The sequence below is a fragment of the Mycobacterium sp. IDR2000157661 genome, from assembly GCF_022317005.1.
In the GTDB taxonomy this organism is placed as follows: domain Bacteria; phylum Actinomycetota; class Actinomycetes; order Mycobacteriales; family Mycobacteriaceae; genus Mycobacterium.
On sequence record NZ_CP081006.1, the window covers coordinates 4,284,634 to 4,305,612 of the forward strand.

A 20,979-nucleotide genomic window follows, 5' to 3' on the forward strand; every position below is an offset into this window, starting at 1 on the left:
TCCTCCTTCGTGTCCGGGGTGGCCCAGGCTTTCTCTAGACGACTTTCTGCACGACGGCGGTGGCGCCGTCGATCTGGACGACGGTTACTTGATCACCCGGTTCGTAGACATCGTTGTCGTTGTAGGGACGCGCGGTCCAGACTTCGCCGTCGAGCTTCACCTGCCCCTCGTGGCGCGCCACCCGATCGAGCACTAGAGCGCTCTTGCCTTCCAGCGCCTGCGCCGGATCGGGCAGCCCCGTTCCCGACTGGAAGTGCCTGCGCAGCGCGGGCCGCACCAGCACCAGCAGCAGCACGGACACGACCGCGAACACCGCGCCGTGCACCCACAGCTCATCGAAGATCAGGCTGGAGCCGGCGGCTGCGAGCGCTCCGCCGCCGAGCATCAACAGGAACAGGTCGCCGGTCAGCGCCTCGGCGCCGGCGAGGGCCAGCGCAGCGATGAGCCAGATCAGCGCAGCAGGCATGGCCCCAGCCTAGCGCGTAGCCGACCGCATCCAGGCCTAACAACTACACTGCGATCATCATGTGGTGTCCCAGTGTCTCGCTGTCGGTGTGGGCCAACGCCTGGCTGGCGGGCGCCGCAGCCCCCGACGACGTCCTTGATGCGCTATCACATTGGGCGCCAAAGCATTCCGTGACCGCATATGATTCGGTGGCCGCCGGACGCACCGGCTTGCCATGGCCGGATCTGCTGGACACCGGCGCCGTCTCGCTGCTGCAGACGATGCGCAGCGCGGCGCGGCCGGCCGAACTGGTCCCGCCGGTCTTACTTGCGCTGCCGGTGCCCGGCGACGTGCGCGGACTGCCCGCCGGCACGCAATTTCAGCGCGACGCTGTGACCGCGGGAGAGGCGATCGTCGTCTCCGGCGACCGGGACGGCCCGATCGGCCTGGTCCCGGATTTCGAGTACGGCGAACTCGACGCCGACGACGACTTCGAGCGGAATCCGTGCGCGCTGTCGTGGACGGTGTACTCAGTGCCCGCCGCGACGACGCCGGCTCAGCACGTCGACCTGGGCGATGCCGAGTACGAACTGCGCTCGGCGGTGCGTGCGGCGGCAGAGGCGCTCGGCGCACTGCGCGCCGGTGCGGCCGATGTCGAGGTCGACGACCCGCGCGGGCTGGTGGAGCAGGTGCTCGAATCCGCTCGCCGTCACCCGTTTCCCGCTCATGCGCCGGACCGGGCGCTGCGCGTGCTGGAGAACGCCGCGCACGTCGACGCCATCATCGCGGTCAGCTCGGAGCTGATCCCGATCGGCCTGCACAGCTCGTCGGAGGTGCAGATCGCCAACGACGCGCTGCGGCCGCTCGCCACCACCGTGCGCTCGGCACGTATCGCAGCGGTCGAGGCGATCCTGCACTCGGCGTGGCGCGGCTAGGCCCCACAGTTCGGCGTGCACACTACGCCGTCGACCGAAAACCCCTGTAGCGGAGGGGCGTCGGCGCTGACCACCCGTGCAGGCGGCCTGCCGTCCCGCAACTCGGCGAGCAGGTCGGCCGCCACCCGCGCCAGGTCGGCGTTCGGCGTGGCCGCGCGCGCGAACGCGACTCCGGCTTCGTCCGCCTGCAGCCGCAGCTCGTGGTCGAGATCCCACACCACCTCGATGTGGTCGGCGACGAAGCCGATCGGACAGACCACCACCGCCGTCGTACCCGCCGCGGCCAGTGCGTCGAGATGGTCGCCCACATCGGGCTCGAGCCATGGCATCTGCGGCGGACCGGACCGCGACTGCCACACCTGGTCGTAGTCTTCGTAACCTGCCGCGGCGGCGACCAGCTTGGCCGCATGGGCGACCTGGTGCGCGTAAAGGTCGGCACCACAACGGTTTCGCGCCGAGAACGGGATGGAGTGGGCGGTGAACACCAGGCGTGCGCCCGCGGGCACCGTCTGCGCGGCCACGGTCACCGCATCAGCGAACATCTGCACGAACAATGGATGGTCGAAGTACTGGCGCAGCTTGACCAGACGTGGCGCGGAGTCACCGGCCGCCCGACGTCCCCGCGCGATGTCCTCCACGTACTGCGTGCAACTGGAGTAGCCGCCCCACGCCGACGTAGTGAAGACCGCGGCGCTGCGGATGCCGTCGTCGCGCATGGCGGTGACGGCGTCCTCGACGTAGGGCGCCCAGTTGCGGTTGCCGAAGTACACCGGCACGTCGAGGTAGGTGCGCAACTGCTCGATCAGTTCGCGGTTGATGCCGTTGATCGGTGAGACACCACCGAAGTGCAGATAGTGCTCGGCGACGGCGGCCAGTCGCTCGCGCGGGATGCCCCGGCCCCCGGTGACGTTCTCCAGGAACGGCATCACGTCCTCGGGCGCCTCCGGCCCGCCGAACGAGAGCAGAAGGACGGCCTCGGGATCCATCTAGAGCAGCTGCGTGCTGGCGCCGCCGTCGGCGTAGACGACGGTGCCGGTGGTGGCGGGCAGCCAGTCCGAGATCAGCGCGAGCACCGTCTTGGCCACCGGCGTGGGGTCCTTCATGTTCCATCCCAGCGGCGCGCGCTGGTCCCAGCCCTCCTCGAGCAGCTTGATCTGCTCACCGGCGTCGTCGCCGAGGGCTCCACCGACGATCGCGCTCATGGCCAGCGTCCGGATCGGCCCTGCGGCAACGAGATTCGAGCGCACCCCATACTGGCCTGCCTCCCGGGCCACGAACCGGTTGACCGACTCGAGCGCGCTCTTGGCGACGGTCATCCAGTTGTAGGCCGGCATCGCCCTGGTGGGATCGAAGTCCATGCCGACGATGCCACCGCCGCGGTTCATGATCGGCAGCAGCGCCTTGGCCAGCGATGCGTAGGAGTATGCCGAGATGTGGATGCCCTTGGCGACGTCCTCGTAGGGCGCCTCGAAGAACGGGTTGATGCCCATCCCGGATTGCGGCATGTAGCCGATCGAGTGCACCACCCCGTCGAGCTTGTTGCCCTGCCCGATCACCTCGGTGACGCGGTCGGCCAGGCTGTCGAGGTGCTCCTGATTCTGCACGTCGAGCTCCAGTAGCGGCGCCGGGTTCGGTAGTCGATCGGCGATGCGCTTGATCAGCTTGAGCCGGTCGAACCCGGTGAGCACCAGTTCGGCGCCCTCCTCCTGGGCCACCCGCGCGATGTGGAACGCGATCGACGAGTCGGTGATGATCCCGGTGACGAGGATCCGCTTGCCTTCAAGAAGTGTCACAGTGAAAGTCCTTCTCTTATCTGTTAGTGGCCCATGCCCATGCCGCCGTCGACCGGGATCACCGCGCCTGCGATGTAGCTCGCGTCCTCGGATGCCAGGAAACTGACCGCACCGGCGACCTCCTCGGCGGTGCCGACGCGCTTGGCCGGGATGAAGTCCAGGGCGCCGGCCTGGATCCGTTCGTCCAGCGCGCGGGTCATCTCGGTGTCGATGTAGCCGGGGGCCACCACGTTCGCGGTCACATTGGCTTTGGACAGCTCACGGGAGATCGAGCGGGCCATTCCGATCAGACCGGCCTTGGCGGCCGCGTAGTTGGCCTGATTACCGATGCCCCACATGCCCGAGACCGAACCGATGAAGATGATCCGGCCGAACCGCTTGCGCTGCATGCTGCGCGAGGCGCGCTGGGCCACCCGGAAGGCGCCGGTGAGGTTCGCGTCGATGACCTTCTCGAACCGTTCCTCGGTCATCCGCATGAGGAACGCGTCGGCGGAGATGCCGGCGTTGGACACCAGCACCTCGACCGGGCCCTGGTGTTCCTCGACCTCGGTGAAGGCGCGATCGACGGCGTCGTTGTCGGTGACGTCGCACTGGACGCCGAACAGTCCGTCGGGCGCCCCAGAGCCGCGGTGGGTGACCGCCACCTTGTGGCCGTCGGCGGCCAGGCGCGCGGCGATGGCCTGACCGATGCCCCGGTTGCCGCCGGTCACCAGCACCGAGCGTGGGACGAACGGCGGTCGGCCGGCAGCCTCGGCCGGGTTGTCAGTCACGGTCATGGAGGCCAACTTAACGTGTCTCGAGCATTCTTAAGAAATCGCCTTAGCCGCCCCGCTACATCGGTAGCCGGCGGTTGATCAACAGGCTCGCCAGCGCGGCGAGTGCCGCCACCAGGGCCGCCAGCCGCAACCACCCCGTCGTCGCCTCGCCGCGCACGGTCTCGTAACCGATCTGATCCTGGAGGGTGTCGTAGACGTTGTTGAGCTCGTCGAGGTTGGAAGCGGTGTAGGACTCCCCGCCGGAGAGTTCGGCCACCTTCTCCATCATGTCGTCGTCGACGGGCACCGGCACCCGCTCGTTGTTCACCTCGACCGACCCGTTGGCGGTGCCGAACGAGATCGTCGAGATCGGCACGCCCTGGTCCTTGGCCGAGCGCGCCGCGGTGTAGGCGCCCTTGGGGTTGTCGGGATTCGACGGCACGGTCTCCTTGCCGTCGGAGAACAGCACGATGCGCGCAGGCGGCGGTGTGTCGCCACCGCCGATCACCGCGCCGACGGTCGAGATCGACGACAGCGCGGTGAAGATGGCCTCTCCGGTGGCGGTGCGGTCGGCCACCTGCAGGTTGTCGATGGCCCGCCGGCTCGCGTCGCGATTTGTGGTCGGGGAGACCAGCACGGTCGCCGTGCCGGCGTAGGCGATCACACCGAGGTTGATCCCCGGCGTCAACTGGTCGACGAACTGCTTGGAGGCTTCCTGGGCGGCGGCCAGCCGGCTCGGTTCGACATCGGTGGCCCGCATCGACTGCGACACGTCGATGGCGAGCATCACCACCGCCCGGTTGCGCGGCAGCCGTTCGTCGTGGGTGGGCCCGGCGAGGGCGATCGTGCAGAACAACAGCGATACCAACAGCAGGACCGCCGGCACGTGACGCCAGCGGCTCGGGCGCTGCGGTGCGACGCTGTCGAGAAGTTCGGTGTTGGCGAACTGCTGCAGTCTCCGGCGCCGGGACCGCTGCGCGACGAAGTACCACCCGATGAGCGCCAACACGGCGATCAGGAAAAGCGCGAACCACCAGAGGTGCGTGAAGCCCGTCAGCGATACCGGTCCCAGCAGCGGAAGGGTCATGTCAGTTCGTCATCCTCGCGGACTCAGTTCGGCAGACGACGGTTGATGAGCAATGCCGCCAACGCCGCCAGCCCGAGCGCCAGCGCGCCCAGCCGCAGCCAGCCGGTGCTCGCGTCGCCCTTGATGGTCTCGTAGCCGATCTGCTGCTGCAGGTCGGCGTAGACCTGGCGCAGCTGTTCGAGGCTCGATGCGGTGAACGCCTCACCGCCGGACAGGTCGGCGATCTCCTTGAGCATCTCGTCGTCGACGGGCACCGGCTGGCGTTGGTCGTTGATCTCGACATAGCCGTACGGCGTGCCGAAGGAGATCGTCGAGATCGGCACGCCCTGGTCCTTCGCGGTGCGCGCCGCGGTGTAGGCGCCCTTGGGATTGTCCGGGTTCGACGGCACGGTCTCCTTGCCGTCGGAGAACAGCACGATGCGCGCAGGCGGCGGTTCGTCGCCGCCGCCGATCACCGCGCCGACGGTCGCGATAGCCTGCAGCGCGGTGAAGATGCCTTCGCCGGTGGCGGTTCGGTCGGCGAACTGCAGCTGGTCGATCGCCGCCTTGGTGGCCGCGCGGTTGGTGGTCGGCGCCACCAGGACCGTCGCGGTGCCCGCGTAGGAGATCAGCCCCAGGTTGATGCCAGGCGTCAGCTCGTCGGCGAACTGCTTGGAGGCCTCCTGCGCCGCGGCCATCCGGTTCGGCGACACGTCGGTGGCCCGCATCGACTGCGAGACGTCCATGACCAGCATCACGACCGCACGGTTGCGCGGCACCCGCACGTCATGCGTCGGGCCCGCCATCGCCACGGTCAAGAACACCAGGGCAATCACCAGCAGGATCGCGGGCAGGTGCCGCCAGCGCGACGGTCGCTTCGGCGCGACGCTCTCCAGCAGCTCCATGTTGGCGAACCGCAGCATCCGGCGCTGCCGGGCCATCTGGAACACGACGTACAGCGCGGCGATGCCCAGCACCACCAGCAGGAACAGGAAGAACCAGACGTGTTCGAAACCGGACAGCGTAATCGGTCCGAGCAACGGTAATGTCATCTGCGCTCAATCATTTCGCGGCAATCTGCTGTTATGCGCGGCCGGCCAGCGCGAGCCGGCGGGTGGCGACGAAGCGGACCACGTCGGCGATCCAGTCGCGGTCGGTGCGCAGCGACAGCAGCGGCGCGTCACAGCGTCGCAGCGTGCGTGCCACCTCGGCGCGGTGGGCCGCTGCGGCCTTGGCGAAGTCGTCGCGCAACTGCTCGTCGATGGTGAACTCGCGGACCCGGCCGGTCTCGGCGTCCTGCAGGATGACGTCGCCCACGGGCGGTAACTCGACATCGCGCGGGTCGAGCACCTCGATGCCGAGCACCTCGTGGCGGCCGGCGATGGCCCGCAGCGGCCGCATCCAGTTGATGGGGCCCAGGAAGTCGCTGATGATCACCGCCATGCCGCGACGGCGCTCCGGTCTGCGCAGCGCGTCGATGGCGGCGGCGAGGTCTCCGCGCACCCCGGCCGGAGCGCGCGGAGTGGTGGCGATGGCGCGCAGAATCTCCTGCTCGTGTATGCGACCCGACAGTGCAGGCACCCGCCGTGTGGTGTCGCCGTTGGAGATGATGGCGCCCAATCGGTTCCCGCCCCCGCTGTTGAGGAAGGCGATCGCCGCGGCCGCAGCCACCGCAAGGTCGCGTTTCTCGCACTCGACGGTGCCGAAGTCCAAACTCGCCGACACGTCGACCACCAGCCACGTCTCGAGTTCGCGGTCGGCGATCATCTGGCGCACGTGCGGATGGGTGGTGCGCGCGGTCACCGACCAGTCCATCCGGCGCACATCGTCGCCGGGCTGATACAGCCGTGACTCGCCGGGCTCGGAACCCGGTCCGGGCAGCAGGCCGAGGTGGTCGCCGTGCAGCACCCCGTCGAGCTTGCGGCGCACGGTCAGCTCCAGTTTGCGCAGCGCCGCCGAGAGCGCGGGATCGCGGATCTCTCCACGCTTCAGCGACGGCAGGTCGACCGCACGTCGGGAACTGGTCACCGACCGCTGGCCGCGGCAGCTGCGGCGGGCACGACGGGATGCACCGAATGGCCTTGCTGCGGAATGGCGTTCACCTGCGGCAGGGCCACGGTCTGCAAGATGCGGTTGATCACCGTCTCGGCGGAGATCTCATCGGCCAGCGCGTCGTAGGTCAGCACCAGGCGATGGCGCAGCACATCGGGAATGACCTCGACGACGTCCTGTGGGATGACGTAGTCGCGACCGCGAACCAGCGCGAGCGCCCGTGCGGCAGCGATGATGCCCAGCGACGCGCGCGGTGAGGCGCCGTAGGCGATCCACGCCTTGGCGTCGGGCATCCCGAACTTCTCCGGGTGCCGGGTCGCGGTCACGACGCGCACGACGTAGTCGACGAGTGCGTGGTGGACGAAGTTGTTGGAGGCGACGTCCTGCAGGCGCATCAGGTCGCCGGGGCCGAGGATCTGCTTGGGCTCGGGCGGCTTGACGCCCATTCGGTAGATGATCTCACGCTCTTCCTCGGGCGACGGATAGTCGATGTTGAGCTTGAACAGGAAGCGGTCCCGCTGGGCCTCGGGCAGCGCGTAGACGCCTTCCTGCTCGATCGGGTTCTGCGTGGCCATCACCAGGAAGGGCGCGGGCAGCGGGAAGGTCTTGCCGCCGATCGAGATCTTGCGCTCGGCCATCACCTCGAGCAGCGCCGACTGCACCTTTGCAGGTGCACGATTGATCTCGTCGGCGAGCAGGAAGTTGACGACCACCGGGCCGAGTTCGATGTCGAACTCCTCCTTGCCGACCCGGTAGATGCGGGTGCCGATGATGTCGGTGGGCACCAGGTCGGGGGTGAACTGGATCCGCGCGAAGGTGCCGCCCACCACCTTGGCGAAGGTCTCGACGGCCAAGGTCTTGGCGACGCCGGGCACGCCTTCGAGCAGCACATGGCCCTTGGCGAGCAGCCCGACCAGCATCCGCTCGACCAGTTGGTCCTGTCCGACGATGATGCGCTTGACCTCGAACACGGCGCGCTCGAGGGTGTGGACCTCCTGCTGCAGGCCACCGTTGGTGGCCGGAGCGGCGTGTGAGCCCTGCGGGTAGCCCTGCGCCGGTCCCTGGCCGGGATAACCTGCGGCGCCCTGCGGCGGCCCACTCGGTGACGTCATCAACGTTCCTTCCACATCAACTCGCTGGTCGTGGCATGTCAGGCCGGTGCAGGCCGCATGCTCGTCGTCAACTATTCCAGGCACTCCGGATTCCGTCGACGTTGCCCGGAACGTTCAGCTTCTGCTCAGTGTGCGCTCAGGATTCGATGATGCGTGCGGCGTACGGCTGCAGGCCTGCGGTCCGCAGCGGACTCACCGTCACCTTGCCCGCGCTGCTGGCCGACTCCAGCACCTGCCCGTTGCCCAGGTAGATGGCGACGTGCTGGCTTCCGCCGGGGCCCCAGAACACCAGATCCCCCCGTTTGGCCTGGGCTATCGGCACCTTGCGACCGGTGTCGTACTGGTCGCCGGAGTACTTCGGGATCAGCACGCCGACCCCGGCATAGGAGAACTGGGTGAACCCGGAGCAGTCGTAGCCGACGGTGCCGGCACCCGAGTCGATGCCCAGGCTCGGGCCGTTCGGCTTGCCGCCGCCCCAGGAGTAGGGCGTGCCCATCTGCGACGCGCCCCGCCGGATGACGTATTCGATCGCCTGCGGTCCACGCACCCGGCCGGGGGCCACCGACGCGACCTCGGGAGCCGGCCCGAACCCGAGCGTGCTCAGGAACTTGCGACCGAGGTTCATCGTCGCCTCGGTGGCTTGCGCGGTCGCCGCCAGCGACGCGTTCGCGATGGCCAGCGGGTCGCCGGGCGCACCCGCCGATATCAGCTTGGGCAGGGTCGGGTCCCACTGTCCGTCCCCCGGCGCCGACGCGGCCGGGGTCGAAAGCCCGACCGCCACGGCGACCGCTGCGAAGAGCAGCGTGAAGCCGCCGAGCAATCGAGTCACCGTGGCGCGCAACGTGTTCCCTGTCTTTCCTGTCCTTGAACGCATCACCATTCGATGAGACGTGTCGCGTACGGCGTCATGCCGCTGGTACGCACCGGTGAGACCTTGACCACCGAGCCGGTGTAGGGCGCTTCGAGCATCTGCCCGTCGCCGAGGTACAGCGCCACGTGCTGGCTGGCGTTCGGACCCCAGAACAGCATGTCGCCACGGCGCATCTGCGACGACGGCACCTTTCGGCCGGCGTTGTACTGCGAGCCCGAGTAGTGGTCCAGCTTGATGCCGACGCCGGCGAAGGCGTACAGCATGAGCCCGGAGCAGTCGAAGCCGACGGTGCCCGCGCCGGAGTCGATGCCCCGGCTGGGCCCGGCCGCGTTGCCGCCGCCCCAGGAGTACGGCACGCCCATCTGCGACATCGCGCGCTTGATGACGTACTCGGTCGCCTGCCTGCCGTAAACGCGTGGGATCGCGCCGTTGTTGAAGACCGGCGCGGCGGCGGCCGGCTCAGGGATCAGCCCCAGTGACTGCAGGAACTTGCGGCCGAGGTCCTGGGTCACCTGCGCCGAGGTCGCCGCGATACCCAGGACCTCGTTTATGATCGCGATCGGGTCGCCGCTGACGAAGGCACTTGGGATCGCAGGCAGGAATGGATCCCACGCCGTGGCCCAGTTGCCGGTCGCCGGGTCCACGCCCTGGGGCCGGGGTGCGCGGTCCCAGTCGGTCGTCGACGCGGCCGACTGGGTGATCGGCCGGCTGGGCGACGGGGCGGGGCGCGCCTGTTCGAGCTTGGCCTGCGCGGCGGACCGCTCGGCGGCGAGCTTGTCGATCTCGGCCTGCTGCGCCTTGAACGTCTGCTGCGCATCAGTCAGCGATGCCACCGCGGTCTGCTGGCTGGACTCGGCGTCGGCGACGGCCTTGTCGGCGGTGCGCTTGGCCAGGCGCACCGCGGAGTCCCGGTTCACCTGCTCGGTGCGTGCCCGCTGCAGATCGGCCATCACCCGTTGCGCGCTGACCGACAGCGCCTGGCCCGCGGCCGCGGTGTTGAGGATGTCCGTCGGGTCGGAGGCGGTCAGGTAGGAGTCCGACGGGCCGTTGACATAGGTCGCCGCCGCGAACGAGTCGAAGCGCTGCTGGGCCTGCTCGATCGCGATGTTGGCGTCGGCGACGCGCCGGCTGCTGGCCTCGACCTCACGCTGGGCGGCCGCGGCGTTGTCGCGGGCCGCCTGCACGTCGAGGATCGCCTTGTTGACGCTTTCCTGCTGTTGCTGGATCGCGGCGCCGAGGTCCTGCAGCTTCTGGTTGGCGTCCGCGACCGCCGCGACCAGTGAGGCGATCGTGTCGGGGGCAGCTGGTTGGGCGACGGCCAGTGCGGGAGTTGCCGACAGCATGCCGACCGCAAGCAGCGCGGCGCACACCCGTCGTCCGCACTGCCGCGCGGAGGAGGCACCAGGGATGCGTCTCATGCGACTCAGGTCTCCTATGGCTTTCGCGAACGTGCGACCACATTCGTCCGGCGACTGTGCACAGAAGTCACAGATTGCACATCTACAACATCTACAACATCAGGCACCGAATGCACCGTACGTCACATCTGACGCTAAAGAAACTTAAGCCACGAATTACAGGTTTGTAATTGAATGTTGCGTTATCCGGCCGTTATTTCCGCTATTGACGGCTCACCGGTCTGCAACACGAAAACCGTTGCGCGCCTGCGGAATCAGGACCGCTCGCGCGGCGTGACGCGCTTGCTGCGGATCTGTAAAAGTCGCGTTCCGATAACGGCTGCAATGACGCCTAACATGATCACAATCGTCATCGCCGTCCACGGAAAGTGCGGGCTGGTCAACTCGCCGACGAAATTCTCCGCGCCCTGGACGGGACCGCGTCCCTCGGCGACGTCCTGGCCCGCCTCGAGGGTCATCCGGTCGTACGTCGTGCTGTAACTGCCCGACTCGTTCGGGCTGAGCACCAGTACCGTCGACCCGGGGAATTCCTGCCCGACTTCGGTGGCGACGTCTCGCAACGGTGGATCGGTCGGCGGGTCGGTGTCCACGACGACGATCTTGAGGTCGATGCCCTGTTGTTGACCGGCGGCCACCACATCGGTCAGACCGTCGATGTCCTGCGTTGGCGAGGCGCTGACGGCGTCGTCACGGACGTCGTCGAACACGAGGGCCATACAGGTGTCAACCGGTGTGGTCGCCGGGTCCTGACCGACCGGCCCGCACACGTCGGGCGGAATGTAGGCGGGCGGGACGAGGATTCCGTGCGGTCCGATCACAGGGTGAACCGTACCGCGATGGGTACTCCACGGGGTGGCAGCACGCCCGTGCGGCGACGAGACTGGTCACCGGGCCTGGGTGTTTTGCAGGACAAGCGTACTGTTAGAGTCAGCGGCGTCGCCGACACAGCCCGTCGGTGGCGATAACTAGCCGGGAGTTGATGTGAGCAAAGGCAATACGGAGAACTCTTCTGTCAATTCTTTCGATGCCCGCGACTCCTTGAAGGTCGGGGACAAGAGTTACGAGATCTACCGCCTGGACGCGGTGCCGGGCACGGAGAAACTCCCCTACAGCCTCAAGGTGCTCGCCGAGAACCTGTTGCGTACCGAGGACGGCACCAACACCACCAAGGAGCACATCGAGGCCATTGCCAACTGGGATCCCAGCGCCGAACCGAGCGTGGAGATCCAGTTCACCCCTGCCCGGGTGATCATGCAGGACTTCACGGGCGTGCCCTGCATCGTCGATCTGGCCACCATGCGGGAGGCCATCGGCGACCTCGGCGGCGATCCCGACAAGGTGAATCCGCTGGCGCCGGCGGACCTGGTCATCGACCACTCCGTGATCGCCGACCTCTTCGGCCGCGAGGACGCGTTCGAGCGCAACGTCGAGATCGAGTACGAGCGCAACGGTGAGCGCTACCAGTTCCTGCGCTGGGGCCAGGGAGCGTTCAACGACTTCAAGGTGGTGCCGCCGGGAACCGGGATCGTGCACCAGGTCAACATCGAGTACCTGGCGTCGGTGGTGATGGACCGGGACGGTGCCGCCTACCCGGACACCTGCGTCGGCACCGACAGCCACACCACCATGGAGAACGGCCTCGGCGTGCTGGGCTGGGGCGTCGGCGGCATCGAGGCCGAGGCGGCGATGCTGGGCCAATCGGTGTCGATGCTGATCCCGCGCGTCGTCGGTTTCAAGCTCACCGGCGAGCGCCGCGCCGGCGTGACCGCCACCGACGTCGTGCTGACCGTCACCCAGATGCTGCGCCAGCACGGCGTCGTCGGCAAGTTCGTCGAGTTCTACGGCGACGGTGTGGCCGAGGTGCCGCTGGCCAACCGGGCCACGCTGGGCAACATGAGCCCCGAGTTCGGCTCGACGGCAGCGATTTTCCCCATCGACGACGTCACGATCGACTACCTGCGCATGACCGGGCGCGACGACGAGCAACTGGCCCTGGTCGAGACCTACGCCAAGGAACAGGGCATGTGGCACGACCCGTCACGGGAGCCCAAGTACTCCGAGTACATCGAGCTGGACCTGTCCGACGTGGTGCCGTCGATCGCCGGACCGAAACGCCCGCAGGACCGCATCGCGCTCGACGAGGCCAAGAGCGCTTTCCGCAAGGACATTCACAACTACGCCGGCGACGAGAAGGATCCGGCAGAGTACTCGAAGCTCGACGAAGCGGTCGACGAGACCTTCCCCGGCAGTGACCCGGTCTCGCTGTCCTCCGGCAACGGCGGAGAGCCGCCGCTGCATTCGGCGGCCGTGGGCGCCGAGGGCCGGCCGACGAATCCGGTCACGGTGAAGTCCGAGGAACGCGGTGAGTTCGTCATCGATCACGGCGCCGTCGCGATCGCGGCGATCACCTCCTGCACCAACACCTCCAATCCCGAGGTGATGTTGGGGGCTGCACTGCTGGCGAAGAACGCCGTCGAGAAGGGCTTGGCGGCCAAGCCATGGGTGAAGACGACGATGGCTCCCGGCTCCCAGGTGGTCACCGACTACTACGAGAAGGCCGGACTGTGGCCGTACCTGGAGAAGCTCGGCTTCTACCTGGTCGGCTACGGCTGCACCACCTGCATCGGCAACAGCGGTCCGCTGCCGGAGGAGGTCAGCCAGGCGGTCAACGACAACGACCTGGCCGTCACCGCCGTGCTGTCTGGTAACCGCAACTTCGAGGGCCGCATCAACCCCGACGTGAAGATGAACTATCTCGCCTCACCGCCCCTGGTGATCGCCTACGCGCTGGCCGGAACCATGGATTTCGACTTCGACGCCGACTGCCTGGGCACCGACGACGACGGGAACGAGGTGTTCCTCAAAGACATCTGGCCGTCGCAGCAGGACATCAACGACACCATCGCCTCGGCGATCAACACCGAGATGTTCACCAAGAACTACGCCGATGTTTTCAAGGGCGACGATCGGTGGCGCAACCTGCCGACGCCGAGCGGCAACACCTTCGAATGGGACGAGAACTCGACGTATGTGCGCAAGCCGCCGTACTTCGACGGAATGCCCGCCGAGCCCGAGCCGGTCAGCGACATCCACGGCGCAAGAGTGCTTGCGCTGCTAGGTGATTCGGTGACCACCGACCACATCTCCCCCGCCGGCAGCATCAAGCCCGGCACACCGGCCGCGCAGTACCTCGACGAGCACGGGGTCGACAAGAAGGACTACAACTCCTACGGATCGCGCCGCGGCAACCACGAGGTGATGATCCGTGGCACCTTCGCCAACATCCGCCTGCGCAACGAGCTGCTCGACGATGTGTCCGGCGGCTACACCCGCGACTTCACCAACGGCGGCGAGCAGGCCTATATCTACGACGCGGCGCAGAACTATGCGGCGCAGGACATTCCGCTGGTGGTGCTCGGCGGCAAGGAGTACGGCTCCGGCTCGTCGCGCGACTGGGCGGCCAAGGGCACCCGACTGCTCGGGGTCCGCGCCGTCATCGCCGAGTCGTTCGAGCGCATCCACCGGTCGAACCTGATCGGCATGGGTGTCATCCCGCTGCAGTTCCCCGAAGGTGAGTCGGCGGAATCGCTGAAGCTCGACGGCACCGAGACGTTCGACATCACGGGCATCGAGGAACTCAACGAAGGGGGCGACGGCGAGGACGGAGGCAAGACGCCCGAGACGGTGCACGTGACCGCCACGAAGAATGACGGAGCAGGCGGCGAGAAGGTCGAGTTCGACGCGGTGGTGCGCATCGACACCCCGGGTGAGGCGGACTACTACCGCAACGGCGGCATCCTGCAGTTCGTGCTGCGCAACATGCTGAAGACGTAGTAGCGGTAAGGGACTTCGTCCACCGACGAGCGCTTGCACGAGGAGCATCAACCCATGCCCCGAGTCACCGACGACCACCTGGCGGCGCGTCGTCGTCAGATTCTCGACGGTGCCCGACGATGTTTCGCGGAGTATGGCTACAACGAGGCGACCGTTCGACGGCTCGAGCAGACGATCGGGCTGTCGCGCGGCGCCATCTTCCACCACTTCCGCGACAAGGACACGCTGTTCTTCGAGCTGGCCCGCGAGGATGCCGAACGGATGGCTGAAGTCGCGGCGCGTGAAGGCCTGGTTCAGGTGATGCGTGACATGCTGGCCGCCCCCGACCAGTTTGACTGGCTGGCCACCCGACTGGAGATCGCGCGCAAGCTGCGCAACGACCCGGAGTTCTCCCGCGGATGGTCCGAGCGGTCGAGGGAACTGTCCGCAGCGACCACCCAACGGCTCCGAATGCAGAAGCAGGCGGGACGGCTGCGCGACGACGTGCCCAGCGCGGTACTACAGACCTACCTCGACGTGGTCCTCGACGGTCTGGTGGCGCGACTGGCGTCCGGAGATGACCCTGAAAAGCTCAGTGCCGTACTGGACCTCGTCGAGGTTTCACTGCGCACTCGAGGGGCTGAGCGGACCCCCGAACGAACCCCGCCCCCGAACTAGCTCGCGCGCCTGCTGCGGTGATTGGGTCCGCCACGGCTGCGCATCGTCGTTCCCGACTCGCGCAGCATGCTGTGGATCGAACCATACGAGCGACCCGTAGACGCGACCAGCGTCCGAATGCTTGCGCCCCCCTCGTAAGCGCTCTTCAGTTCGTTGAGCAGTTGGTCTCGCGACCTGTCCGTCTTCTTCATCGGCACCTCCCCGCGCACTTGTGATGCCCCGACGAATACCCAGGGTAAGAACCGGCTACACGCAACGGAGGTAATCGAGAAAAGGATTCGTGTTTTGACCTAGGCGAGTTCGATGAGGTCGCGGTACTCGTCGGACCAGAAATCCTCGGTTCCGTCGGGAAGCAGCACCACGCGCTGCGGGTCCAGCGCCTCGGCCGCACCGGGATCGTGGGTGACCAGCACCACCGCGCCGACGTAGCTGCGCAGCGCGTCGAGCACCTGCTCGCGCGAGGCCGGGTCGAGGTTGTTGGTGGGCTCGTCGAGCAGCAGCACGTTTGCCGTCGAAGCGACCAGCCCGGCCAGGGCCAGCCTGGTCTTCTCCCCGCCGGACAGCGTGCCCGCGGGTTGCTCGAGCTGGGGGCCGCTGAACATGAACGCGCCCAACAGTCCTCGCAGGTCCTGCTCGCCGGTGTCGGGCGCCGCATGCCGGATGTTCTCCCACACCGTGGCCCTGTCATCGAGGGTGTCGTGCTCCTGGGCGAAGTAGCCGAGCTTCAGGCCGTGCCCCGGCTCGAGGCCCCCGGCGTCCGGCGTCTCCACCCCGGCCAGCAGGCGCAGCAGCGTCGTCTTGCCCGCGCCGTTGAGCCCCAGCACCACGACCCGCGAACCGCGGTCGATGGCCAGGTCGACGCCGGTGAAGACCTCCAGCGAGCCGTAGTTCTTGGTCAGCCCCTTGGCCACCAAAGGGGTGCGCCCGCACGGGGCCGGCGTCGGGAACTTGATCCTGGCCACCTTGTCGGCGACGCGTTCCTCGTCGAGCGCCGCCATCATCCGGTCGGCGCGTCGCAACATGTTCTGCGCGGCAACGGCTTTGGTTGCCTTGGCGCCCATCTTGGCGGCCTGGGTGCGAAGCGCGGTGGCCTTGCGCTCGGCGTTGGCGCGCTCGCGGCGGCGCCGCTGCTCGTCGGTGGCGCGCGCGTCGAGATACTTCTGCCAGCTCATGTTGTAGACGTCGACCTCACCGCGCACCGCGTCGAGGAACCACACCCGGTCCACGACGTCGGCGAGCAGGTCGACGTTGTGACTGATCACGATCAGCCCGCCCGTGTGCTGCTGGAGGAAATCGCGCAGCCAGCCGATGGAGTCGGCATCGAGGTGGTTGGTGGGCTCGTCGAGCAGCAACGTGGTCGAGGATCCCGCGCCGCTCTCGGACGCCGCGAACAGGATGCGGGCCAACTCCACGCGTCGGCGCTGACCGCCCGACAGGGTGCGCAGCGACTGGGTCAGCACCCGTTCGGCGAGCCCGAGGCTCGCGCAGATGCGGCCGGCTTCACTCTCGGCGGCGTACCCGCCGAGGGCGGCGAACCGCTCCTCGAGTTGCCCGTACTTGCGCACGGCCTTGTCGCGGGCGGTGCCGTCGGCGACCTCCGCCATCAGCACCTGCTGCTTCTCCAGGTCGGCCAGCAGCGTGTCGAGCCCGCGCGCCGACAGCACCCGGTCGCGGGCCAGCACGTCCAGGTCCCCTTCGCGGGGATCCTGCGGCAGGTAGCCGACCTCCCCGTTGCGCATGATGGTCCCGGCGTACGGTTCGCCTTCGCCGGCCAGGATGCGCATGGTGGTGGTCTTGCCCGCGCCGTTGCGACCAACCAGCCCGATCCGGTCGCCGGGCTGCACCCGCAACGCCGTCCCGTCGGTGGACAGCAGCGTGCGCGCCCCGGCGCGGACCTCCAGGTCCGTTGCGGTGATCACGCTTGGCTCCTGTGTCGTCGGCTACTTGTCGTCGGCTACTTGTCGTCGGTAAATGCAGGGGCCCGCATCTCGGCGCGCGCTGCCACCGCTTCTTCGAAGTTGGCGGTAAGCAAACGGACGAAAAGTTGTCCCAGGCCCTCGGCCTGCATGTGCCCTTCCAGGCTACCGGCGTCCAGTCCACTCCAAAGTGTGCGCTTGGTCAACTCGATTCCTGGCCGGGAGAACGACGCGACCCGTTCACCGAGTTCATAGCAAACCTCCAGGAGCTGGTCGTCGGGCACGCTGCGCGAGACCAGTCCGATGCGCTCGGCTTCCTCGGCGTCGACGTCGCGACCGGTCAGCATCAGCTCGAACGCCCGCGATGTCCCGATCGCACGCGGCAGCAGGTAGGACAGGCCCAGCTCGCTGGCGGTCAATCCGTTGTTGATGCCGGCCGCGCGGAAGTAGGCGCCCCGCGCGGCGACGCGGATGTCGCAGGCCAGCGCCAGACACAGCCCCCCGCCGATCGCGGCGCCGTTGACGGCGGCGATGACCGGCTGGTGCATCTTGCGTAACGCGAGTATGACGTCGTCGAGCACCTCCATGGAGCGCAGGGCGAACGTCGGGCGGGTGAGCCCGTCGATGTGCGGCACCGAGCCCGCCGACTTGTGGTCGGCGCCGGAGGAGAAGCCGCGCCCCGCGCCCGTGAGCACGATCGCGCGCACCGAGTTGTCGTAGGTCAGCTCGTCGAGCACCTTCTTGAGAGGAACCATCACATCGAAGGCCATCGAGTTCATGCGCTCGGGCCGGTTCAGCGTCACCAGAGCGACGTTGCTGCGGGGCCTGTCTACGAGGACGAAGTCCGAACGTCCTCGGTCAGCGTGGTCGGTCACGTACTGCACGCTATCGCGTGCGCGGCATCACTCCGGCTGGCCGTTGTTCTGGGCGGCGATCGCGGCGTCGATATCGAAGTCCTTGACCCGCTGCACCAGCTCCTCGAGGGCCGCCGGCGGCAGCGCTCCAGGCTGGTTGAACACCAGCTTGCCCTTCTTGAACGCCATCAGCGTGGGGATGGACCGGATGTCGGCTGCGGCGGCCAGCGCCTGTTCGGCCTCGGTGTCGACCTTGGCGTACACCACGTCGGGGTGCTCCTCGGAAGACGCCGCGAAGGTGGGGGCGAACGCTCTGCAGGGGCCACACCACGACGCCCAGAAGTCCACCAGCACGATCTCGTTGTCGTTGATGGTGTCGTTGAATTGTTCGGCGGTGATGTCTTGGGTAGCCACGATCAGTCCTAACGCTGGGGGTTCGCTGGGTGTTCCCAGCCTAGGCGCGGTGAAACCGGGGCGGGCATCATCGATACTCGGGATTGGCGAAGTCGTAGCGGCAGCCCGCGTCCCATCCGGTACGGATGTTCCCGTGGGCGGGGACGCCGCCTGCTGAGCGCAGCATGCGCGCCAGGTGCATCAGGTTCCACGTCATGAATGTCGTGTTGCGGTTGGTGAAGTCGTTCTCCGGCCCCCCGGAGCCCGGGTCGAGGTAGGACGGCCCAGGGCCGGCCTCGCCGATCCAGCCGGCGTCGGCCTGCGGCGGAATCGTGTATCCGATGTGCTGCAGGGTGTAGAGCACGTTCTGCGCACAGTGTTTGACGCCGTCCTCGTTGCCGGTGATCAGGCAGCCTCCGACGCGGCCGTAATACAGGTACTGGCCGTGCTCGTTGAGCAGGTGTGAGCCGCCGTAGAGCCGTTCATGGACCCGCTTCATGACCGAGCTGTTGTCACCCAGCCAGATGGGACCGGCGAGCACCAGAATGTCGGCGGCCAGCACCTGGTCGAAGATCGCGGGCCAGTCATCGGTGGCCCACCCGTGGTCGCGCATGTCGGGCCACACGCCCGTGGCGATGTCATGGTCGACGGCGCGGACCTGCTCGACCGCGACACCGTGTTTGCGCATGATCGCGGCGCTGATGTCGACCAGGCCCTGCGTGTGGCTGGGCTCGGGGGACCGCTTGAGGGTGCAGTTGATGAAAAGCGCCCGCAGACCGGAGAAGTCCAGATCAACCTCGGCCATGGTGCAGCTCCCTTCTGCCGCGCTCGAAGAACTCGGCGATCCGTGCCGCGAGCGCGTCGACGTCATCGGCGGGGTCGAGTGAATGCAGTGCGCCGAACGGCGCGTTCCAGAACGGGCCCGTCCGTTTCTGCCACGGGCCGACGTACGCGTACGGCGTCGGGTGGGTGTCGTCGCCGGCCGATACGCCGTAGTTGACCTCATCCTCGGTGACGGCGACGTCGAAGTGCTCCGGCCAGAGCACCGGGTGCTGTTGGGGCAGCACCTGTTTGAGCGCATGGCCGCCGGCGTAGAGACTGCGGTGCACCCACTCGGCCGCGACCGGGTCGAGTCGCAGATCGGTATCCGGCGCCATGGGGTCGAGGACCGCGTAGACGCCCAGGGGCGGACCGGCGTCGATGCCCGCCGCGAGGGCGATCGCGTCCATCGGCCCGGTCAGCGGCAGGCTGCCGTCGGGAAAGACGATCTCGGTGCCATGCAAGGCGAGCGGGATCGCCGTCGCGGCGAACCCGTCGGGTCGCACGGCGAGGCGGATGGTGCCCGCGGCACGGTATTGCGGGCCGGCGACGAGACTTTCGGCGACGCCGCGCAATTGCGTTCGAGTGTGTGCGAAGACCTCGTCGAACCCGACCGTCATCGCGCCCCTTCCCGGCTCATCTCATACGCGACCGGCGGTGTCGGCGGACCGGGCGGTGTTGGCCAACAATTGGTCGCGCCGCTTCGGCCACCAGAACAGCTCGATCACCAACACGACCAGATACACGGCGGACGCCACCGCGGTGCCCCAGGACCCGAACAGTCCGTCCCACACCGCCGTTGCCAGCGCCACGACGAGGACGAGCGGCAACACCCACCTCACCGGACGGGCCTTTTCGGCGGCTGCGTGCAGACCCCGGCTGTAGTCGACGACGGCCCCGCTCAGCCGCGGGTCACCGATGTGCTCACCGCGGCGGGCAGCGCCTGCCACCGCCACCCGGTCATCGGGGTCGAGCCGATCGGCCCCGGGCCAGAATCGCGTCATGTGCCGCGACATCCACGTGCCGTAGAAGGCGCCCACCACGACGAACACGATCAGCCCGGACAGCAGGAATCCCGAGTCGAGCCACGCCAACACGCCCACGCCGAGGCCGACGGCGCCGCCCAGGGTCAGCCCTCGAAGAGCGGGACCGCCACGCCACACGAACGCCGGCACGGTGAGCACACGTAGATTCTGCTGCCCCTGTCACGTGCAGGAGGGAGAATCCGGATCAACAGGTGTAATCCCGTCCGGTGCTAGACGGTGAACCCCAGTGCCCGCAGCTGCTCGCGGCCGTCCTCGGTGATCTTGTCCGGCCCCCAGGGCGGATTCCACACCCAGTTGATGCGCAACTCGTCGACCAGCCCGGCGCCCACCAGGGCGGTGCGCGACTGATCCTCGATGACGTCGGTGAGCGGGCACGCCGCCGACGTGAGCGTCATGTCGATCAGCGCGACGTTTCCGTGCTCGCCCTTCTCGACGTTGATCCCGTACACCAGCCCCAGGTCGACGACGTTGATACCGAGTTCGGGGTCGACGACGTCGCGCATGGCCTCCTCGAGATCGAACAAGAATTCCTCGTTCGGCACTGCGGTGTCACTCATCCTGCCTCCTGAAATCTCTCTGACGCCTGCGCCAGTGCGTCTTTGAAAGCCATCCAACCCAGCAACGCGCACTTGACCCGTGCCGGGTACTTCGCGACACCGGCGAACGCGATGCCGTCTCCCAGTACATCTTCTTCACCCTCGACGGTCCCGCGCGACGAGACCATCTTTGTGAAGGCGGCCACCGTGTCGAGGGCATCGCCCACGATCCGTCCGATCAGCTGATCGGCGAGCACCGACGTCGCGGCCTGGCTGATCGAACAGCCCTGCCCGTCATAAGAGATGTCGGCGACCCGCTCGCCGCCGTCGCACAGGCTCACCCGCAGCGTCACCTCGTCGCCACAAGTCGGGTTGACGTGGTGCACTTCGGCATTGAACGGCTCACGTAGCCCGCGGTGGTGCGGATGCTTGTAGTGATCGAGGATCACTTCCTGGTAGATCTGCTCGAGCCGCACG

At 67.7% G+C, this 20,979-nt stretch carries 23 protein-coding genes; 3 read left to right on the top strand and 20 right to left on the bottom strand.

Annotation, left to right across the window (positions count from 1 at the left end; translation table 11 throughout):
* Positions 1 to 34 precede the first annotated feature (34 nt).
* Positions 35 to 466, bottom strand: coding sequence for an NfeD family protein (locus K3G64_RS21935; protein ID WP_238887196.1), 432 nt, complete (start codon positions 464 to 466; stop codon positions 35 to 37).
* A gap of 59 nt (positions 467 to 525) precedes the next feature.
* On the opposite strand from K3G64_RS21935, the gene K3G64_RS21940 reads away from it, so the two are divergent.
* Positions 526 to 1,380, top strand: a complete 855-nt coding sequence (locus tag K3G64_RS21940; RefSeq protein ID WP_238887197.1) for a hypothetical protein — start codon at positions 526 to 528, stop codon at positions 1,378 to 1,380.
* Here K3G64_RS21940 and K3G64_RS21945 read toward each other — a convergent pair.
* The 10 genes from K3G64_RS21945 to K3G64_RS21990 all read right to left on the bottom strand — a co-directional run bounded on the left by K3G64_RS21945 (position 1,377) and on the right by K3G64_RS21990 (position 11,265).
* Complete coding sequence (locus tag K3G64_RS21945) at positions 1,377 to 2,366, bottom strand: ferrochelatase (protein WP_238887198.1); 990 nt, start codon at positions 2,364 to 2,366, stop codon at positions 1,377 to 1,379. The genes K3G64_RS21940 and K3G64_RS21945 overlap by 4 nt on opposite strands.
* Positions 2,367 to 3,173 (bottom strand): NADH-dependent enoyl-ACP reductase InhA, encoded by an 807-nt coding sequence (gene inhA, locus K3G64_RS21950; RefSeq protein WP_238887199.1) that lies wholly within the window; start codon positions 3,171 to 3,173, stop codon positions 2,367 to 2,369.
* A gap of 23 nt (positions 3,174 to 3,196) precedes the next feature.
* Positions 3,197 to 3,949 (bottom strand): 3-oxoacyl-ACP reductase FabG1, encoded by a 753-nt coding sequence (fabG1, locus tag K3G64_RS21955; protein ID WP_238887200.1) that lies wholly within the window; start codon positions 3,947 to 3,949, stop codon positions 3,197 to 3,199.
* Positions 3,950 to 4,004: 55 nt separating this feature from the next.
* Entirely contained in the window at positions 4,005 to 5,015 is a 1,011-nt protein-coding gene (locus K3G64_RS21960) for a VWA domain-containing protein (RefSeq protein ID WP_238887201.1), read from the bottom strand.
* 23 nt (positions 5,016 to 5,038) lie between these two features.
* Entirely contained in the window at positions 5,039 to 6,046 is a 1,008-nt protein-coding gene (locus tag K3G64_RS21965; protein WP_238887202.1) for a VWA domain-containing protein, read from the bottom strand.
* A 31-nt stretch (positions 6,047 to 6,077) separates the two neighbouring features.
* On the bottom strand, positions 6,078 to 7,022 hold the full coding sequence (locus K3G64_RS21970) for a DUF58 domain-containing protein (RefSeq protein WP_238887203.1): 945 nt from the start codon (positions 7,020 to 7,022) through the stop codon (positions 6,078 to 6,080).
* Positions 7,019 to 8,158 (bottom strand): chaperone MoxR1, encoded by a 1,140-nt coding sequence (gene moxR1, locus K3G64_RS21975; protein WP_238887204.1) that lies wholly within the window; start codon positions 8,156 to 8,158, stop codon positions 7,019 to 7,021. Before moxR1 ends, K3G64_RS21970 begins: the two co-directional genes overlap by 4 nt.
* Positions 8,159 to 8,294: 136 nt before the next feature.
* On the bottom strand, positions 8,295 to 9,032 hold the full coding sequence (ripB, locus tag K3G64_RS21980) for an NlpC/P60 family peptidoglycan endopeptidase RipB (protein WP_370647015.1): 738 nt from the start codon (positions 9,030 to 9,032) through the stop codon (positions 8,295 to 8,297).
* Positions 9,032 to 10,447 (bottom strand): NlpC/P60 family peptidoglycan endopeptidase RipA, encoded by a 1,416-nt coding sequence (gene ripA, locus K3G64_RS21985; RefSeq protein ID WP_238887205.1) that lies wholly within the window; start codon positions 10,445 to 10,447, stop codon positions 9,032 to 9,034. The genes ripB and ripA overlap by 1 nt, the downstream gene beginning before the upstream one ends.
* Before the next feature lie 254 nt (positions 10,448 to 10,701).
* Positions 10,702 to 11,265 carry an Rv1476 family membrane protein gene (locus tag K3G64_RS21990; protein WP_238887206.1) on the bottom strand — a complete coding sequence of 188 codons (564 nt, stop codon included), beginning with the start codon at positions 11,263 to 11,265 and terminating at the stop codon, positions 10,702 to 10,704.
* 163 nt (positions 11,266 to 11,428) lie between these two features.
* Here K3G64_RS21990 and K3G64_RS21995 point away from each other — a divergent pair, with 163 nt between their 5' ends.
* Together K3G64_RS21995 and K3G64_RS22000 are read left to right on the top strand one after the other, a co-directional pair.
* Positions 11,429 to 14,281, top strand: a complete 2,853-nt coding sequence (locus tag K3G64_RS21995) for an aconitate hydratase (RefSeq protein ID WP_238887207.1) — start codon at positions 11,429 to 11,431, stop codon at positions 14,279 to 14,281.
* Between the two features lie 54 nt (positions 14,282 to 14,335).
* A complete protein-coding gene (locus K3G64_RS22000) occupies positions 14,336 to 14,938 on the top strand; it encodes a TetR/AcrR family transcriptional regulator (RefSeq protein WP_238887208.1) in 603 nt (200 codons plus the stop codon).
* On the opposite strand, the gene K3G64_RS22005 is transcribed toward K3G64_RS22000, so the two are convergent.
* The 9 genes from K3G64_RS22005 to sufU form a co-directional block, all read right to left on the bottom strand.
* Entirely contained in the window at positions 14,935 to 15,129 is a 195-nt protein-coding gene (locus K3G64_RS22005; RefSeq protein ID WP_238887209.1) for a helix-turn-helix domain-containing protein, read from the bottom strand. The two genes, K3G64_RS22000 and K3G64_RS22005, sit on opposite strands and share 4 nt — an antisense overlap.
* A gap of 99 nt (positions 15,130 to 15,228) precedes the next feature.
* A complete protein-coding gene (locus K3G64_RS22010; protein ID WP_238887210.1) occupies positions 15,229 to 16,857 on the bottom strand; it encodes an ABC-F family ATP-binding cassette domain-containing protein in 1,629 nt (542 codons plus the stop codon).
* Positions 16,858 to 16,892: 35 nt separating this feature from the next.
* A complete protein-coding gene (locus tag K3G64_RS22015) occupies positions 16,893 to 17,729 on the bottom strand; it encodes an enoyl-CoA hydratase (RefSeq protein ID WP_238887211.1) in 837 nt (278 codons plus the stop codon).
* Between the two features lie 27 nt (positions 17,730 to 17,756).
* Positions 17,757 to 18,122, bottom strand: coding sequence for a thioredoxin (trxA, locus tag K3G64_RS22020; protein WP_238887212.1), 366 nt, complete (start codon positions 18,120 to 18,122; stop codon positions 17,757 to 17,759).
* A 67-nt stretch (positions 18,123 to 18,189) separates the two neighbouring features.
* On the bottom strand, positions 18,190 to 18,906 hold the full coding sequence (locus K3G64_RS22025; RefSeq protein WP_238887213.1) for a flavodoxin family protein: 717 nt from the start codon (positions 18,904 to 18,906) through the stop codon (positions 18,190 to 18,192).
* On the bottom strand, positions 18,893 to 19,540 hold the full coding sequence (locus K3G64_RS22030) for a hypothetical protein (protein ID WP_238887214.1): 648 nt from the start codon (positions 19,538 to 19,540) through the stop codon (positions 18,893 to 18,895). The genes K3G64_RS22025 and K3G64_RS22030 overlap by 14 nt, the downstream gene beginning before the upstream one ends.
* A gap of 21 nt (positions 19,541 to 19,561) precedes the next feature.
* Entirely contained in the window at positions 19,562 to 20,104 is a 543-nt protein-coding gene (locus tag K3G64_RS22035; protein ID WP_238887215.1) for a hypothetical protein, read from the bottom strand.
* Positions 20,105 to 20,175: 71 nt separating this feature from the next.
* The gene (locus tag K3G64_RS22040; protein ID WP_238887216.1) at positions 20,176 to 20,523 is read right to left on the bottom strand and encodes a metal-sulfur cluster assembly factor; all 348 of its coding nucleotides are present in this window, start codon (positions 20,521 to 20,523) and stop codon (positions 20,176 to 20,178) included.
* A complete protein-coding gene (gene sufU, locus K3G64_RS22045) occupies positions 20,520 to 20,978 on the bottom strand; it encodes a Fe-S cluster assembly sulfur transfer protein SufU (RefSeq protein WP_238887217.1) in 459 nt (152 codons plus the stop codon). The genes K3G64_RS22040 and sufU overlap by 4 nt, the downstream gene beginning before the upstream one ends.
* Position 20,979: the final 1 nt, after the last annotated feature.

What these genes read in the sequence shown, in the direction of transcription:
- ripA (WP_238887205.1), bottom strand. Translation starts at nt 10,447, where the DNA reads ATGAGACGCATCCCTGGTGCCTCCTCCGCGCGGCAGTGCGGACGACGG.
- ripB (WP_370647015.1), bottom strand. Translation starts at nt 9,032, where the DNA reads ATGCGTTCAAGGACAGGAAAGACAGGGAACACGTTGCGCGCCACGGTG.
- K3G64_RS22025 (WP_238887213.1), bottom strand. Translation starts at nt 18,906, where the DNA reads ATGGCCGAGGTTGATCTGGACTTCTCCGGTCTGCGGGCGCTTTTCATC.
- K3G64_RS22030 (WP_238887214.1), bottom strand. Translation starts at nt 19,540, where the DNA reads ATGACGGTCGGGTTCGACGAGGTCTTCGCACACACTCGAACGCAATTG.
- K3G64_RS21940 (WP_238887197.1), top strand. Translation starts at nt 526, where the DNA reads ATGTGGTGTCCCAGTGTCTCGCTGTCGGTGTGGGCCAACGCCTGGCTG.
- K3G64_RS22005 (WP_238887209.1), bottom strand. Translation starts at nt 15,129, where the DNA reads ATGAAGAAGACGGACAGGTCGCGAGACCAACTGCTCAACGAACTGAAG.
- moxR1 (WP_238887204.1), bottom strand. Translation starts at nt 8,158, where the DNA reads ATGACGTCACCGAGTGGGCCGCCGCAGGGCGCCGCAGGTTATCCCGGC.
- K3G64_RS22000 (WP_238887208.1), top strand. Translation starts at nt 14,336, where the DNA reads ATGCCCCGAGTCACCGACGACCACCTGGCGGCGCGTCGTCGTCAGATT.
- K3G64_RS21935 (WP_238887196.1), bottom strand. Translation starts at nt 466, where the DNA reads ATGCCTGCTGCGCTGATCTGGCTCATCGCTGCGCTGGCCCTCGCCGGC.
- K3G64_RS21945 (WP_238887198.1), bottom strand. Translation starts at nt 2,366, where the DNA reads ATGGATCCCGAGGCCGTCCTTCTGCTCTCGTTCGGCGGGCCGGAGGCG.
- K3G64_RS21965 (WP_238887202.1), bottom strand. Translation starts at nt 6,046, where the DNA reads ATGACATTACCGTTGCTCGGACCGATTACGCTGTCCGGTTTCGAACAC.
- K3G64_RS21960 (WP_238887201.1), bottom strand. Translation starts at nt 5,015, where the DNA reads ATGACCCTTCCGCTGCTGGGACCGGTATCGCTGACGGGCTTCACGCAC.
- K3G64_RS22040 (WP_238887216.1), bottom strand. Translation starts at nt 20,523, where the DNA reads ATGAGTGACACCGCAGTGCCGAACGAGGAATTCTTGTTCGATCTCGAG.
- fabG1 (WP_238887200.1), bottom strand. Translation starts at nt 3,949, where the DNA reads ATGACCGTGACTGACAACCCGGCCGAGGCTGCCGGCCGACCGCCGTTC.